At 42.3% G+C, this 15911-nt stretch carries 18 protein-coding genes; 15 read left to right on the forward strand and 3 right to left on the reverse strand.

Translation table 11 applies throughout. The features are described from left to right. From IJ23_RS12540 to IJ23_RS12555, 4 genes are all read left to right on the forward strand, one after another. A complete protein-coding gene (locus IJ23_RS12540) occupies nt 1-747 on the forward strand; it encodes an AHH domain-containing protein (RefSeq protein WP_226083226.1) in 747 nt (248 codons plus the stop codon). A gap of 7 nt (nt 748-754) precedes the next feature. Beyond that, complete coding sequence (locus IJ23_RS12545; protein ID WP_033906418.1) at nt 755-1321, forward strand: imm11 family protein; 567 nt, start codon at nt 755-757, stop codon at nt 1319-1321. 21 nt (nt 1322-1342) lie between these two features. Next, nucleotides 1343-1831, forward strand: coding sequence for a hypothetical protein (locus IJ23_RS12550; protein ID WP_033906419.1), 489 nt, complete (start codon nt 1343-1345; stop codon nt 1829-1831). A 101-nt stretch (nt 1832-1932) separates the two neighbouring features. Then, nucleotides 1933-2343 carry a hypothetical protein gene (locus IJ23_RS12555; protein ID WP_033906420.1) on the forward strand — a complete coding sequence of 137 codons (411 nt, stop codon included), beginning with the start codon at nt 1933-1935 and terminating at the stop codon, nt 2341-2343. 114 nt (nt 2344-2457) lie between these two features. Here the strand turns inward: IJ23_RS12555 and IJ23_RS12560 are convergent, their stop codons facing one another. Next, nucleotides 2458-3594: a multidrug effflux MFS transporter gene (locus tag IJ23_RS12560; protein WP_033906421.1), complete on the reverse strand. Its 1137-nt coding sequence runs from the start codon at nt 3592-3594 to the stop codon at nt 2458-2460. Nucleotides 3595-3749: 155 nt separating this feature from the next. On the opposite strand from IJ23_RS12560, the gene IJ23_RS12565 reads away from it, so the two are divergent. Continuing rightward, a complete protein-coding gene (locus IJ23_RS12565) occupies nt 3750-4466 on the forward strand; it encodes an AraC family transcriptional regulator (protein WP_050550089.1) in 717 nt (238 codons plus the stop codon). Between the two features lie 90 nt (nt 4467-4556). On the opposite strand, the gene IJ23_RS12570 is transcribed toward IJ23_RS12565, so the two are convergent. Continuing rightward, a complete protein-coding gene (locus IJ23_RS12570; protein WP_005373334.1) occupies nt 4557-5465 on the reverse strand; it encodes a LysR family transcriptional regulator in 909 nt (302 codons plus the stop codon). 135 nt (nt 5466-5600) lie between these two features. Here IJ23_RS12570 and IJ23_RS12575 point away from each other — a divergent pair, with 135 nt between their 5' ends. From IJ23_RS12575 to mnhG, 9 genes are all read left to right on the forward strand, one after another. Next, on the forward strand, nt 5601-6320 hold the full coding sequence (locus IJ23_RS12575) for an SDR family oxidoreductase (RefSeq protein WP_005373333.1): 720 nt from the start codon (nt 5601-5603) through the stop codon (nt 6318-6320). A gap of 392 nt (nt 6321-6712) precedes the next feature. Next, nucleotides 6713-7648: a universal stress protein gene (locus tag IJ23_RS12580; RefSeq protein WP_005373330.1), complete on the forward strand. Its 936-nt coding sequence runs from the start codon at nt 6713-6715 to the stop codon at nt 7646-7648. A 109-nt stretch (nt 7649-7757) separates the two neighbouring features. Then, nucleotides 7758-7949 (forward strand): hypothetical protein, encoded by a 192-nt coding sequence (locus IJ23_RS24175; protein ID WP_081886420.1) that lies wholly within the window; start codon nt 7758-7760, stop codon nt 7947-7949. 164 nt (nt 7950-8113) lie between these two features. Further along, the gene (gene mbhE, locus IJ23_RS12585; protein ID WP_152560926.1) at nt 8114-10783 is read left to right on the forward strand and encodes a hydrogen gas-evolving membrane-bound hydrogenase subunit E; all 2670 of its coding nucleotides are present in this window, start codon (nt 8114-8116) and stop codon (nt 10781-10783) included. Next, complete coding sequence (locus IJ23_RS12590; protein WP_017633704.1) at nt 10783-11136, forward strand: Na+/H+ antiporter subunit C; 354 nt, start codon at nt 10783-10785, stop codon at nt 11134-11136. Before mbhE ends, IJ23_RS12590 begins: the two co-directional genes overlap by 1 nt. Then, nucleotides 11133-12629 (forward strand): proton-conducting transporter transmembrane domain-containing protein, encoded by a 1497-nt coding sequence (locus IJ23_RS12595; RefSeq protein WP_033906422.1) that lies wholly within the window; start codon nt 11133-11135, stop codon nt 12627-12629. Before IJ23_RS12590 ends, IJ23_RS12595 begins: the two co-directional genes overlap by 4 nt. Next, nucleotides 12626-13102 (forward strand): Na+/H+ antiporter subunit E, encoded by a 477-nt coding sequence (locus IJ23_RS12600; RefSeq protein ID WP_005373320.1) that lies wholly within the window; start codon nt 12626-12628, stop codon nt 13100-13102. The genes IJ23_RS12595 and IJ23_RS12600 overlap by 4 nt, the downstream gene beginning before the upstream one ends. Continuing rightward, nucleotides 13095-13373, forward strand: a complete 279-nt coding sequence (locus IJ23_RS12605) for a cation:proton antiporter (RefSeq protein WP_005373317.1) — start codon at nt 13095-13097, stop codon at nt 13371-13373. Before IJ23_RS12600 ends, IJ23_RS12605 begins: the two co-directional genes overlap by 8 nt. Beyond that, nucleotides 13373-13666 (forward strand): monovalent cation/H(+) antiporter subunit G, encoded by a 294-nt coding sequence (gene mnhG, locus IJ23_RS12610; protein ID WP_005373314.1) that lies wholly within the window; start codon nt 13373-13375, stop codon nt 13664-13666. The genes IJ23_RS12605 and mnhG overlap by 1 nt, the downstream gene beginning before the upstream one ends. Before the next feature lie 19 nt (nt 13667-13685). Here mnhG and IJ23_RS12615 read toward each other — a convergent pair whose 3' ends face one another. After that, nucleotides 13686-14393 carry a GntR family transcriptional regulator gene (locus IJ23_RS12615; protein ID WP_033906423.1) on the reverse strand — a complete coding sequence of 236 codons (708 nt, stop codon included), beginning with the start codon at nt 14391-14393 and terminating at the stop codon, nt 13686-13688. A 180-nt stretch (nt 14394-14573) separates the two neighbouring features. On the opposite strand from IJ23_RS12615, the gene IJ23_RS12620 reads away from it, so the two are divergent. Continuing rightward, on the forward strand, nt 14574-15902 hold the full coding sequence (locus IJ23_RS12620; RefSeq protein WP_033906424.1) for a 6-phospho-alpha-glucosidase: 1329 nt from the start codon (nt 14574-14576) through the stop codon (nt 15900-15902). Nucleotides 15903-15911 lie beyond the last annotated feature (9 nt).

Genomic DNA, 15911 nt, shown 5'->3' on the forward strand with positions numbered 1-15911 from the left:
ATGAGCAATAACGGTTTTTCTCGACATGTTTCTGGTGAAGCATTACTAAAGGCCAATCATATATTAGCTGAAAAATGTGATTGTCCTCTTACTGGACATCATCTGATTAGCTTTAATTTGTTCGAAAAGCTATCAACTCAGCGAACAGAACAGATGCGAAACAAAGAATACAGTTGGAACAGTTTAGACAATATAGTAATACTTCCCAGCAGTGACAAAGGTACGGCTAAAAAGGTTGCGTGCAAGTATCGATTGCCTTGGCATTCTAGCGGTCATACGGGTAGAAATACAGTAAGTAAACTTAATCTTAAGAGTGATGAACAAGTGTACTCTAATGCAGAGCCTACCTCGATGTTAAATGGAGGGAATCCAATGAAGAGGGCTAGTATGCTGAACAAAGACAAAAATAAGATTAAAGCATATCCTTCTAAAGCCTATCATAAGTTTGTAAAGCAAGAATTGCTAGAGACGTTGGAAAAGCTACACTGTGAAATGCCACCTCCTGTATATCGAAAAGAACTGAATGATCTTTCGGAAAGAATTTGTGACATGATAAGTGAATTTACGATATTGCTTCACAATACAGGAGGTGACTTTTCTCCAAAAGGAAATGGTTGTAGAAGCTCAGATTGTCAGCAAAGAACACACAAAAATACAACTTGGCCGGAGATAGAAGAAATATGGAGTGGACTTTTTTATAAGAAAGCCCTTAAGTTCAATTATCTAAAGGTTGCTAGTAAATTATAGGTTTGAGATGGAAATAGCATACATAAATGAAGACTTTAACGAGGGTGAATCATTATTTATAGCCGTTGATAGTCGGTCGTCTTTCTATGATGATAATGATTTCACTCCCACTTCTTGTATAAGTGAGATTGTGTGGAAAGATGATGATATCTATGAAATGGAAGCGTTAGATTTAATCAGAGGCGGTGCTTTTAATGTCACTAAGCCTATTGCTGAACTAATTATGAGTTTCGACCCATACGGTGTTGAAGTTTATCCCGCAAAATTAACCTGTTCCGGAGACGGAGTGTTAACTGAGCGCTACATAATAGCAGTAGATAACTTAGTAGATGTCGTTGATTATGATAAAAGCATAAAAGTGACTGACGTAACTACTCGTTTTTACTTATCTGATGAAAAGATCAAGGAACTTCCGGATAGCAAGAGGCATGTTTTTAAACCTGTCGGAATGACAAAAACGTTCTTCTCAATCGAGTTGTTTGAAGCGCTTGTCCGTTTAGATGAGGAGGGTAAAATAAACACTAGTATCGTTGCCTTTTCATTTGATACATCCGAAGAGACGCCCCGAGTCTAGTGTAAGTAGGTAAATATAATAATGACTAACTACATAGTTTTATCTAAACAATCTTTGACTGACTTCCCATTCCAGCAAAGCCCTAAGCCAATAGTGCCAATTGAGCCTGATTTACTGCTTGAAATGACCTTTTCTCCAAAGTTATTTATCATCAGCGATATTGCGTCAAAAGTGGAGAAACTGGTCGTACACGGAGTAGAGTGGTTAGACGCTCGTGTCGATTGTTCTCCAAGCCAACCAACAGATGATCAAATTAAAGTTTACGAAGATTATCGAATGCCTTACATCCATCAAACTTATAAATTGACGGACAAAGAAAAACAATACGGCAAGTTAAACTGGTTAGACATCGAGTCAACGGAGTTTGATTTCTCTAAATTAGAAAATATTCCCTTAGAAGAACGATTAATATTTAAACTAGAAGAAGACTTTGGATTAGTTTTTATTCACCAGAGTGTGATTGACCTTCTTAAGAAAGACGTCAAAGACGTTTGGGTAAGGGATGTATAATTAATAGCGCCGAAAGGCGCTTTTTATTTTCTTTAAAATAAAGTATGGTCTCCCTCCTTTTAAAGTGGTAAGTGTTGAATAATTCAACAGTGGTTAGGTAAATGAATAAAATAACTAAACTCGCTTTGGCTTTGTCCGTATTGACATCTATTGTTGGGTGTCAACTGGTGTCAAATACGCCGATGCAATCGACAGCAACGAAGGAAATAATTGAAAAAGCAAAGGCAGAGTTTGATGGACAACGTTTTTATAAGTTGAATGAATATGATGAAGAAATCAACGTTTCAGATGACGGGGTCATTACCTTCAAGTCTTACTTACCACGCAGCGGCGGCTATGAATGGGTACCAATTGTGATACGCGATACTAGTTTTCGTGTTTCTTGCGATTATTTCAGTGAATATGTTGAAGCTGGAATGGTTGTTCAGGTTCAGTTTGTAGGTAAACGCGGGCGCATTGAAAATTACGACAAGCAACGTTGTGAAGAGTTTGGCGAGCCAACATGGCAATAAGATCTATGGATAATTAAAGCGCCGACAGGCGCTTTTTATTTACGTTTTAGTTAACCGTTAGAAAAGATGTAGACCAATCTTCGGAAGATTAGGCAAGCAATGCGTAGTATCTGGTCACAAGTTGGTATGAACTTGCCTTTTAGAAAACGCTAATAAAATCGCTAAACAGCTACATGATAATAGAACGACACCTAAGTTTTGTACTGTTCCAGCCATCGCTAATCCCGTCCCGATCATGATGTAGTACATGAGCCCAAATAAAGCGCCTGCGCTACCTACCTGTTGTTTATAATCAACGAGTGCGTCACTGAGTATATTGGGTATCGCAATCCCATAAGACATGACGACTAACACCATTGGAGCAACAAACCAGATTGATTGGCTCAGAATCAACACACCGACTGATCCCAAACTAAGCAATACTGCTGAGAGCCAAAGTAGTTGGCTTTTTCGAACATTTTTAGACACTAGGGATTTGTTTAAACAACTCCCAAGCAGAGTGCCTAACCCCAGTACCATGCCACTGTATCCAAATTGTTCGGAGTTATACCCAAGTACCGAGAAAGTAAATGCGCCAAGCTGGTAATAAGAAAATAGAGCAATGTTATACAAAGCAACCAGTAATCCTGAGCGCCAAATTCGCGCGTCTCTTACCATTTTCCAGCTAAGTTGATGCAACCGTACTGGTGTCTGTTCCTTCTGTGTTTCAGGAAGCTTAATAACGTTGTAAGCGAGCAATACTAACGCGATTAAAAACAAGGCAAAAAACACATAACGGTATCCACCAAGCGCTGTAAGCTGCCCGCCTAATAGCATGCCAACTACCGGGCTGATTGATATACCCATCCCCATTAAGCTAAAGACTTTACTCAGTTCTTGACCGTCAAACGCGTCACGAAGCATGGTCTGTGTGACAACGGATCCTACCGCGATACCAAATGCGCTTAGGGCTCGCGCGGTCATGACAACAGCAAAGCTTTCGGTTTGAGTTGCGAGTAAAGATGCGCAGCCATAGATAAAGAGCCCAATAAGCATGGTGGGCCTTCTTCCCAGTTTATCTGCGAGAACTCCCCAAACTACAACGCCAATGGCAAAAGCTAGGAAGTAAATCGACAATGTTTGGGCTGCTTGTGCGTGGTTTACATCAAATGAAAGAGCGATTGAGCTCAGCGCTGGGCTATAAATAGTTTCTACAATTTGCGGAAACATCAACATAACCAGCATGAGCCATAAAGAGGGCTTAGTATTCATATTGTTACCCATCGTTAATGAAGTTGGCGGGCAGTATAAATGAGGCTATGATTGATCTAATAACAACATAAAAACCAAATACATCAACATTCGGACAAAATGGCGCTTATTAACGAAAAACACAATTTGATGCAGACAAAATTTCTAATTGTGTAGTGGGAATTGCTGCGGATATTAGCAAGCACGACTCAGGTATGCATATGCACAAGAAAGGGCAGTTATTGTACGCACCTCAAGGTTGTATGAGTTTTGCTCTGGAAGACTCGATTTGTATTTTGCCACCGACAAAGGCGGTTTGGATCCCACCTAATACGCCGCATCGCGCACTAATGACGAATGTGGTGGCGTATCGATCTTTGTATTTTGATTGTGAGGAGTTTGCCTGTCCGAGTAAGATCACGATGATAGAAGTGAATAATTTACTCCAAGCTCTTATTGATAAAATGTCATTTTGGGAGTGGGATAAGCCTAGCAGCGAGATGGTAAATACGACGGCGCTTTTTTGGGAGGAGTTTTATGCTGCGAAACGTTATTCGTTTCAGTTGCCTTTGCCATCGCATCGGCTCTTAACAACGTTTCGTCGAGAGTTGGTTGAACCTTCATTTCTAGCTCCTTCGCTTACTACTCTTGCAAGCAAAGTTGGGGCAAGCACCAAGACGGTAACACGATTATTTAAGTCGGAAACGGGAATGAACTATCAAGATTGGCGGCAACAGTGGAGGCTTTTAAAAGCAGTTGAATTGTTATCAACGGGCATGCCAGTCAGCGCAGTTGCCGATTGGCTGGAGTTTTCGTCAGACAGTGCTTTTATTGCATTTTTCAAAAAGCAAACTGGACAAACACCTCTGACGTTTATGAAAACCAAGCCTTAAGCGTCAAAATGCTCACACTCTTTCTAGAACAAACCCCAGGTTCACAGGCTCAGCCTATAAAGCATACATAGACAGGTACCAACGTGCAGGTTACTTGTCTTTACTCTGCAGTTTGCGAAAGTATTGCGTAGTAAAATCAACAAAGGCTCGGATGCGTTTTGGTTGATGTCGGTCGTGATGATAAAGGAGTGAAAATTCCACACTCGGAATGCTCCAATTGGTAAACACTTCTTTTAGCTTGCCTGTCTGGAGTTCTTGTTGACAATAAAGTGCTGGCACACGGATGATGCCATTTCCCGCCAAGGCTGCTTTTATCATTACTCTGCCACTCTTACATCGTAACTGTCCACGTATCTGGTGTTCCGTTGACTGCTTTGTATTCGTGTTCTCAAATGCCCACCGTGTCACACTACCTGTCAAACAAACGTGTTTTTCTAAGTCCTTTGGATGAGAAGGATAGCCATATGTTTCTAAATAGTTTGGGCTTGCGTATGTCCCCATTTCCACATCGATCAGTTTGCGAGCGATAAAGTTGGAGTCGTCTAACTTTCCCATTCGAAAAGCGATATCGAATTCATCCGCGATTAAATCGACACGATGGCTACTAAAATCTAAGTTAATGCTCACTTGTGGGTGTTGGATTAGAAATTGAGCAACGATATCTGCGACAACGTCTTCTCCTAAATAGCCCCCCACACAGTTGATACGAATGTCACCTCTTAAGTCTTCTACATCATCAACCACTGCCATAACAGCTTGATCAATATTGTGAAGGGCAGTTTCACACTGTTTATACAGAACCTTGCCTGCTTCGGTGAGGTTCAGTGTTCGAGTGGTCCTTTGTAGCAAAGTGACACCAATCTGTTGCTCCAGATTTGTTATTTGACGTGAAACGTGTGAGCGAGAAACGCCAAGTTGCTCTGCTGCTTTCGTGAAGTTTCCTAGTTGAGCGATTAGGACGAAAGAGCGAATATCCGCAAGGTTGATGTGTGTTTGCATGATGACTTCTTCATAATTCAAAAAAGTATTGTTGCAGTATAACAACAGTGTTTCAACTAGGTCGGTATATATCAACAAACAAAGTTTTCTTAAACTTACCGCCACTGATGTAAACCGTTCGATTAAGGATTCAAAATGAAAAAGTTAATTGTTATTACAGGCGCTAGTTCAGGCATTGGTGAAGCGATTGCACGTCACTTCAGTGAACAGGGCCATGCTCTTCTTTTGTTAGCAAGACGTGTAGAACGTTTGGAAGCATTAAACTTACCAAATACGCTTTGTGAAAAGGTAGATGTGACCGACAAAGCTTCTTTTGAGGCTGCAATTGAGAAAGCTGAAGCGTTGTATGGTCCGGTAGATGCACTTGTAAATAACGCAGGCGTTATGCTTCTCGGTCAGATAGATACTCAGGAAGCATCGGAGTGGAAGCGCATGTTTGATGTGAACGTAATTGGTTTGCTCAATGGCATGCAGTCCGTCCTAGCACCTATGAAAGCACGTAACAGTGGTACGATCATTAACATCAGCTCTATCGCGGGCAAGAAAACATTCCCTGATCATGCTGCTTATTGCGGTACCAAATTTGCGGTTCATGCTATTTCTGAAAACGTACGTGAAGAAGTTGCGTCATCGAATGTTCGCGTTACGACGATTGCACCTGGTGCAGTGGAAACGGAATTACTTTCACATACAACGTCTCAAGATATTAAAGATGGCTATGACGCTTGGAAGGTGGATATGGGCGGCGTGTTGGCAGCAGACGACATCGCACGCGCAGTGCTGTTTGCTTATCAGCAACCGCAAGGTGTATGTGTTCGTGAAATTGCTTTGGCACCGACAAAACAACAACCTTAACATTGAGTTACGGCGATTTTAGGTCACTAAAGCCGTAAAACTTTGCATATCGATTCGTGATTGAGATGGCATCTTTAAACTAAGTTGCGTGAAAATTTAGGTCATCCATTTAAATCCGGACACTAAGTGTGTTATTGCTTATACCCAAGTTACTCAAGGTGAGAAAAACTTTGAGTAATTTGGGTTTTTATTTGGTCTCAACTTTAGGTAGCGGAATTTATTTAGGTCGAAGGCGATAGTTGTGAAGAAAGGAGAGTGTGACGTAAAACAAAATGAAGCAATATCCGTCTCTTAATGAGAATTGATTTCATCAACGTCACAAGCCGTTACAATTATCCGTTAGGTATTATACTTTGTGGGTGGTTAATATTTAACCAAACAAGGAGGTGTGTATGAAACGATTCGCAAACATACTTTTTGCAACACAAGGATTGCCAGGCCATAGTGACGCCCTCGAGCAGGCGATGAGGATTGCATCTAGCAACAAAGTGCCTGTCTCAGGGCTAATAGCGTGTCCTGATTTCCCAACAGACATGATCCAGTATCAGCAAAGTTATGAGCAATCGCTGCAAGACTCCCTCAAACAAAGTATTCACGAATACAGACAGAAGCTGGGACTCTCTGAAGAGGATCTCGCATTTCCTCTTACTGTGAAAAGCAGTGAAAAGCCCGCTGTCTGTATTATTCAAGAAGCATTAGCTGATAACAAAGATCTCATCATCAAAGAAGCTGAACCGCTCGGTGAAGGTGCTGAGGGTTTCAAAGCTATTGATATGACTCTGTTACGAAAATGCCCTTGTCCGCTTTGGTTGCACCGACCAATTGATAAGCCAAGAGATAAACGCCGTGTTGCTGTGGCTATCGACCCATTAACGGCAAGCGATGAACAGCACTCATTAGCCGTGCGTTTACTCGAATTATCGCGTTCGATAGCCGACACCTGCGATAGTCGTTTACACGTGATTTCTTGCTGGGAGTATTACTTAGAAAACTACCTTAATGGTAACGCTTGGATTCAAGTCGATGATGCTGAGTTGAAACATGAACTCGATAAGGCAAAAGCCGATCATAAACAAGCTCTGCAACAGCTGTTGGAGGAGTCTGGGATTACAGGTGAAATTGTGATTCACCACCTGCATGGAAAACCCGACGAAAAGATTCCAGATTACGTAGAAAGTATTGAGGTAGACGTGTTGGTCATGGGTACCTTAGCGAGGACTGGTATATCTGGTTATGTCATTGGTAATACGGCTGAAAATATTTTGCAATCGATTAACTGTAGTTTGGTCGCTCTTAAGCCCGATGGTTTTGTCTCACCGATTCAGTAATTGGGGTGTAACAAAGTTGGGTTTAAGTGATGTTTTAGGTAAAGGAGGGAGATGGATCTCTAGAACATGGAATTATCAATGTATCAATAAGTTATCAGAGGAGAGTGACATGAAAAACCTATGCCCGAAATGCCACACAGAAATGATAGAACGTTCGAATGTTTATGTTTGTCCGAGAAATAATATCGGTGACTGCACCTACGATGCATTCGAGTTAGCTGATGACGATAATCCATATACATTCAGCCAAGAACATGTAAGTAGTGACCTACGTTCTTATGCCGTAGCAGACAGCAAATAGCGGTTTGTATCGGCGTTCCTCTAAGTAGCACTCAGTGATTACTGTTTGCTACTTTTCCCTTAGTTTCATGATCGTTTTTGAAGCGCTTGGGCTAAAACAATACAGTGGAGTTTGTCATTTGCGCCGAATAGGGCGTACCTTCTTATAACAACGAATGGGCTGCGATGTTGAATAACATAACGGGTAAAGAAAACCTGCCGAAAAACCTAGATAATCAGTTGGTCTTACTGATTTTCCCTGCGCTGCCAGTTTTAATCTTCTCTTTTCTCTTCTACATCTATACTCCTGCTGGCGTGAGCTGGAATGCGGAATGGATACCAAGCCTCGATATCAACCTTAGCTTTAGATTAGATGGTCTTTCATTTCTTTTTGCGGGACTGATCAGTGGGATTGGCGCACTGATTCAAATCTACGCTTTGGCTTATTTACGAGAAAGTGATAGCCGGTTTTCCTTTCATTTGTATCTAACCCTATTCATGCTTGCCATGCTAGGGATTGTGATGAGCGATAACATTCTGTTGTTATTTGTTTTCTGGGAACTCACCACCATCACTTCTTACTTACTGATCGGGTTTAATCACGAAAATAAAACGTCTCGGAAAAACGCCTTGCAGTCGCTGATTGTTACCGGTGCTGGTGGACTAGCGTTGCTAGCTGGTCTTATCTTGCTGGGAGCAATGGCAGGGAGTTATGAGCTAAATACCATCATCGAGCAGGCAGACACTATTGCGCAGCATGAATGGTTTATCCCATCTCTAGTGCTCATACTACTCGGTGCATTTACTAAATCTGCGCAATTCCCGTTTCATTTTTGGCTACCTAACGCGATGGCAGCTCCCACTCCGGTCAGTGCGTATTTACACTCGGCAACAATGGTAAAGGCAGGCATTTACCTATTAGCACGTTTATCGCCAGTTTATGCCCACAGCGAGATCTGGTTTTATGCTTTAGTCATCACTGGGAGTATCACGGCCATTTGGTGCACATTTGTCGCATTAAAACAAACTGACTTGAAGCTGATGCTAGCCTACAGCACGAATGTTGCTTTGGGTAAATTAACATTATTACTAGGTATGGGCACAGATTTGGCCGTTAGTGCAGTATTGATGTTTATTCTCGCTCACTCTTTCTATAAAGCTGCGCTGTTTATGGTGGTGGGTAATATCGACAAAGCGACAGGAACACGAGATATTGATCAATTGTACGGCCTGAAGTCAGTTCTCGTCATCAGCATGGTTGCCGGGAGTTTGGCTGCATTGTCTAAAGCGGGGTTCCCGCCGTTGTTAGGCTTTTTGAGCAAAGAATACATGTACAAGTCCGCAGTAGAGCTCAATAACTGGATCGCCTTTGTACTTTTAATCGTGAATATACTGATGGTCGCGCTAACCATTATGCTTATTGCGAGACCATTCTTTGCTCGCCGTGATCTCGTGCCGATTGAAACTAAGCCAGTTGAGACAAAAAAAGCCATGTGGATCTCGCCTTTGCTCTTGGCACTTGGCAGCCTCCTAGTTCCGTTATTCGGTTTGAATTGGTTAGATCGCAATATTATTTTTCCGGGCTCTGCTGACATTCTGCCCACAGCAACTCTTAAAGAGACATCACTATGGCATGGCGTGAATGTACCGTTAGTGTTAAGCGTTATTACGCTAGCGTTGGGGTATGTGGTGTACCGTGTTTATCCTACTGTGTCTGCATTTTTTCAGCGGTTACATTTATTCGTCCCCAAAGCGGAGAATATTTTTGAACGACTATTAGATTGCATGATGACAGTGGCGAAGTGGCAAACGGCGCGGTTACAGCAAAAGAAATTGAGTCGCTATGTCCTATTATTTTTCACGGTACTTGCCGTTGCGTTACTGAGTCAGGTAGCGCTTATTCCTCTGCCTTTGGTTGGCGAACTTTCAAGTGTCACTTTCTATGAGATTGGTATTGCCTTATTGTTGATTGGTGCTGCGCTCGTATGTACGTTGTCCCACGCAAGACTTCTTGCGATTTCTGCGCTTGGTATGATTGGCTTTATGACTACGCTTGTTTTTATGATTTATAGCGCCCCGGACGTTGCGAAGACTTTACTGTTAGTGGAAACATTAATGGTGGTCTTTCTTGCATTGTTAATGCGTCATATGCCACGTCTAACCACCGTGCCCAAGCATTCAATAAAACGTAAAGTAGCGAATATTTGCATAGCAGGTGTGATAGGTGTTTCGGTTACTTTACTTTTGTTAGGAATCACGTCTCAGCCGATGGACTCTTCGGTGTCAGATTTCTTTGCAGAAAACAGTGTCCCGGGTGGACATGGGCGAAACATTGTTAACGTTATTCTGGTCGACTTTCGCGCATTTGATACATTGGGAGAAGTTGTTGTCGTTGTTATTGCAGGGATTGCGGCAGTGAGTTTGCTTAAGACAAGAGCGAAAAAGCAAAATCGTATCCAATCATTAATTTTTGCAACCACGGCACACATCGTTTCGGCACTCATGCTCGTATTTTCAGTGTATCTGTTGTTACGTGGTCATAACGAACCGGGTGGTGGCTTTATTGGTGCGTTGATTGCCGTTATTGGTTTATCACTTCTCATGTTCGCGGAATCACCGAAATACGTTCGTTCTAGGTTGTATTTCAAACCGTTTCTCATTGCGTTATCTGGCATCGCATTGAGCTTAGTTTCTGGTGCTTTGAGCTTTGCGTTTGATAAACCGTTTTTGACCGGACTGTGGTGGAAAGACGTGATACCACTAGGGACGCCATTGGTTTTTGATGTTGGTGTTTACCTTGCCGTTATAGGTGGCGTGATGGGTATGCTGCTTCGTATTAATGAGGAGCTAGAGTGATGGAAATAGTCTGGAGTGTTGTCGTTGGAGTATTTGTCGCAGCAGGTGTTTATTTAATGCTTGAAAAGCATATCTTGCGCCTTTTGTTCGGCATCATGTTACTCAGTAGTGCGGTTAACCTTGCTATTTTTACCGCTGGAAGGCTGACGCCTGGAGAGCCGCCATTGATTGGCGATAATGCTCTTTTACCACCAGATAGCGCGGCAAATCCTTTACCTCAAGCGCTTATCTTAACTGCGATAGTCATCGGTTTTGGACTACTTATTTTTGCTTTAATGCTGTTCTATCGAGCTTATAAAGACACTGGAACTGCAAACGTCGATGAAATGCAACGTTCTGAGGAGGGTCAATGAGTTCGATTTTGCTTACGTTACCGGTTGTTCTCTCGCTGAGTACGGCGTTGACTATCTTCTTCGTCCGTCGCTCAACAAAAAGTGTTGAGTGGTTGAGCGGTGTAAGTGCGATTTCGAACCTTTTCGTTGCGGGCTTTCTCACAGAAAACATCATAAATAATGGTATTCAAGCCGTTGCTTTTGGTCAGTGGAGTGCGCCATTTGGTATCGTGTTTGTCGCAGATTACCTCAGCGTTGCTATGGTGATGATAACGGCGGTGATTGGTGCGATATGTGTTTTCTACGCGATGGCGGACCTTCACCGAAAGCCCTCCTATAGCAATTACCATGCGCTAATGCACGTGTTGCTTGCTGGCGTTTATGGCGCTTTCCTGACTGGAGATATTTTTAATCTGTATGTTTGGTTTGAGGTCATGCTCATTTCATCATTTGGTTTAATGGTGTTAGATGCAACGAAAACTCAAGTTGATGGTGCAGTAAAGTACGTGATGTTGAACCTGATTTCGACGCTGGTATTCTTACTTGCTATCGGTTTATTGTATGGCGCAACGGGCACCTTGAACTTGGCCGATCTCTACACCAAAGTTGGGGGAAATGAATTGAGCATCAACATGATGCTGTCCGCGCTGTTTTTGTTTGCCTTCTCTATTAAAGCGGCACTCTTTCCTTTATTTGCTTGGTTGCCCGCTTCTTATCACACGTTGCCAAGCGGTGTGGTGGCACTGTTTGCCGCGTTGCTTACTAAAGTCGGTGTATACGCGTTGATAAGAGTCTTCACCTTAGTATTTCCGCTCGCCGAGAGTGGCTGGCAACCGACGTTAATTTGGGTCGCAGGGCTAACCATGTTAACGGGCGTTTTAGGAGCGGCTAGCCAATTCGACATTAAGAAAATTCTTTCTTTTCATATTATTAGCCAAATAGGCTATATGATCATGGGGTTGGCTATTTACACTCCCTTAGCTTTAGCCGGTGCCATTTTCTACATTGTTCATCACATCATTGTAAAAGCGAATTTGTTCTTAATAGGTGGATTCATCGAGCGCAAATATGGCTCTAGTCAACTTGAACATTTGGGTGGGGTATACAAAGCTATGCCTTGGTTGGCGTTCTTGTTTCTTGTCCCTGCGTTTTCTCTGGCCGGTTTTCCACCGCTATCGGGTTTCTGGGGAAAGCTATTGGTCATCAAGTCGAGCATACAGGCTGAATATTACTGGTTAGCAGGTACCGCGTTATTGGTGGGGTTGCTTACCGTCTACTCGATGACGAAAATTTGGAGTGAGGCATTTTGGAAAAAGCCATTTAGAGAGAAGCCAGAACAGACTCTGCAGGCCAAAGTACATTGGTTGTACTGCGTTCCAATTATTGTATTGACGACGTTGACGCTAATCATTGGCTTAGTGGCGGAGCCTTTTTATCAATTTTCCGTTCAAGCTGCAGAACAACTGTTAAATCCGACTGAATACATCAGAGTGGTGTTAGGAGGAAATACATGATCTATCTATTCCTCAATTTTTTCTTAGCGTTAGCGTGGATGATGCTTAATGGCAGCTATTCGAGTCTGAATTTTGTTGTCGGATTTACGGTCGGTTTTTTTGCTTTAAGGTTGAGTCAACCATTTGGATTGAAAACGAGCTATTTTCAACGTTTTGCATCTGCATTGAAGTTATTGGTGTACTTCGCTTATGAAATGGTTATATCGGTTGCGAAAGTGGTGTGGGACGTCGTGACACCTACTCATTTGAGTCAGCCTGATATCGTTTATGTCCCTCTGGAGGTCGATTCTGACCTAGAAATCACATTACTGGCGAACATGGTTTCTTTAACACCGGGTACGCTTAGTTTGGATGTTACGGCTGATAAAAAGTATCTTATCGTTCATGCCATGTTTGCACCTGAACATGAAGAGGTTATTCGCGGAATTAAAGATGGGTTAGAGCATCGAATTTTGGAGGTGACGCGTGGATAGTTGGCTGCAAATAACGGTCACTTTTGCCTATTCTGGGCTACTACTCAGCTTTGTTATGGCTTTTGCTCGTTTAATTCTAGGACCAACGCTAGCTGATCGAGTTGTGGCGTTAGATCTGATTTCATTTATCACTATCGGATTTATTACGGTTTACACCTTAGACAGCGGTGAGGACGCTCTGTTAGATATCGCCATTACATTAGGTTTGGTTGCATTTCTGGGCACGATCGCATTTGCACGTTTGATCGTTAAAAGAAAGGAGAAAGAATAATGGACGTGTTGATTGGACTATTTTTATGCTTAGGAACATTATTGACCTTGGTTGCAAGTCTAGGTGTCCTGAGGCTTCCTGATTTGTATACCCGAATGCATGCAGCGACCAAAGCTGGAACTGTCGGAGTGAGCTGCTTGTTATTAGCGGTCGCTTTCTCACTTCCTGAAGTTACCGTGATCTCTCGGGTTATCGGTACGATGTTGTTTATCGTTCTCACTGCTCCAGTCGCCTCCCACCTGCTCGGCAGAGCAATGCGAGAGGTCGGATATAAGATTTGGCGCAATGATTAACCATTAGCGTCGAATAGTACTACGTCCTAGTTGAAATAAACTCGAAGCTGTATTGATGAAGTCGGAAGTAATTGACGGTATATTCAAATGCACGACCATCTTCTAGGTAACCAGTGGACTCAACTTTTAGAATAGGGGAAGCTTCTGATTCATTCAGGTATGAGGCCGTCCCTGCATCTAACAAGTACGGTTTGACAGACTGACTGCTTTTCGCAATTTTCAATCCTTTGCTATTTTCAATGTACTCATATTTAGAACCATTCATTATGGCTATGCTCAAGTCTGGAAATAACACTGCTGGCATATGAGTGACTTCGTAAATTTCAGGCTCATCATTAATATATCTGAGCCTATGTATTTCATATGTATCATCATTGGGCGAGAGATTTAACTGCTTAGCAACCTGCTCATTCGGCTTTTTAAGTTCGAACTTTATGACTTGAGAGCTAGGCGTTTTCCCCTGTTTACTGACTTCCTCGATAAAACCCAGCAAATGTAAGGCATCATGTTGGGCTTTTAGATCGTTTACATAAGTTCCACTACCTCTTGTCCGACTAATTAAATTATTGTCGACCAGAATTTGTAAGCTTTTTCTGATGGTTACGCGGCTTACGGAAAACTCTTCTTGCAAATCACTCTCTTTTGGAAGCATCGATTTAGGTTGTAGTTCCCCATCTTTGATCTTTTTTTCTAATCGTTCCGCAATGTCTATGTATTTGGGTTTCATAATACCTCGCTAAGTCTTGGATCATGATAGCAAGAATGTGATCTGAGATGTAGTTAATACTTTTCCTTAGGATCTTTGTGTGATTTTTATCTCGTATCTTTGTGCTTATACTTTAAATGTATCATAAAAGTATTAATACTTATTTTATACATTTTCAGGATAAACATTTGAGGTAGCGAAATGAAACGTCAAAAATTAACGATTGTTGGTGCTGGCAGTACATACACACTTGGTATGATGAACAGCCTTATTGCCGAAAAAGATAACTTTCCACTCGCAAAAGTCGTGTTTTACGACATAGATGAGAAACGCCAAGAATCGAATGCATTAGCTACTGAAATTCTATTGCGAGAACACTATCCAGAAGTTGAAGAGTTTGTTTATACAACGGATAAATCTGTCGCATTCGCAGATTCGGACTTTTTCTTTATCCAGATCCGCACTGGTGGGTTGGCCATGCGCGAGCGCGATGAACAAATCCCGCTATCCAACTCTTGTGTTGGGCAAGAGACATGTGGCGCGGGAGGAATGGCATATGGACTTCGCTCTATCGGCGATATGATCCAGCTAGTGAACGAGATCCGACAAACGTGTCCAGATGCGTGGATTCTTAATTACACCAACCCAGCGGCAATTGTCGCTGAAGCTTTAAATCGTGAATTTCCGCATGATAAGCGAATTCTAAATATTTGTGATATGCCAGCAGCGATTATGGTCAGCTATGCGCAATTGTTAGGGTGTGAAATTTGGGACTTTGTTCCTGAATATTTTGGGCTTAATCACTATGGCTGGTTTACCAAAATTCGTAACAAACAGGGTGAAGACTTAACGGATAAAATTAAAAATATCATCCTAAAAGAAGGGATCAGTGCGGTTGATGCGGAAATAGCGGATGACCCATCGTGGCAAGCCACATTCAAAAACATGAGAACAATGCTTGCTGATAATCCAGAGTTTTTGCCGAATACGTATCTTCAATACTATTTGTACCCTGAAAAAATGGTGGCGAAAGAGGATATCAATAATACTCGCGCAAGGCAGGTAATTAACGGCCGTGAGAAACGAGTGTTCGATTTGAACGCAAGAATAATTGAAGCGGGCACCACGAAGCACGAAACACTGCATGCCGATATCCATGGTCGATACATGGTGAGAGTCGCGGCTTCGCTCGCCTACAACTTGAGCGATGTGTATCTCGTCATCGTACCGAATAATGGTGCTATTACAAATTTACAAAATGACGCCATGGTAGAAGTTCCAGCTGCGCTAACTAGTGATGGACCGAAAGCTTTTACTGTAGGAAAAATCCCAACCTTCCAAAAAGCCATGATTGAGAGCCAACTTGGTTACGAGAAATTAGTCGTGGATGCTTGGTACGAAGGAAGTCAGCAAAAGCTGATTAATGCACTCACACTTAACCGTACCGTGGTTAATGTGCCAAAAGCTAAAGAAATAACAAAACAATTACTAGAAGAAAATAAAGCCTACCTTCCTCAATTTTTTCAATAACAACTGGAC

This window comes from Vibrio sp. OY15 (assembly GCF_000742455.1).
Taxonomy (GTDB): domain Bacteria; phylum Pseudomonadota; class Gammaproteobacteria; order Enterobacterales; family Vibrionaceae; genus Vibrio; species Vibrio alginolyticus.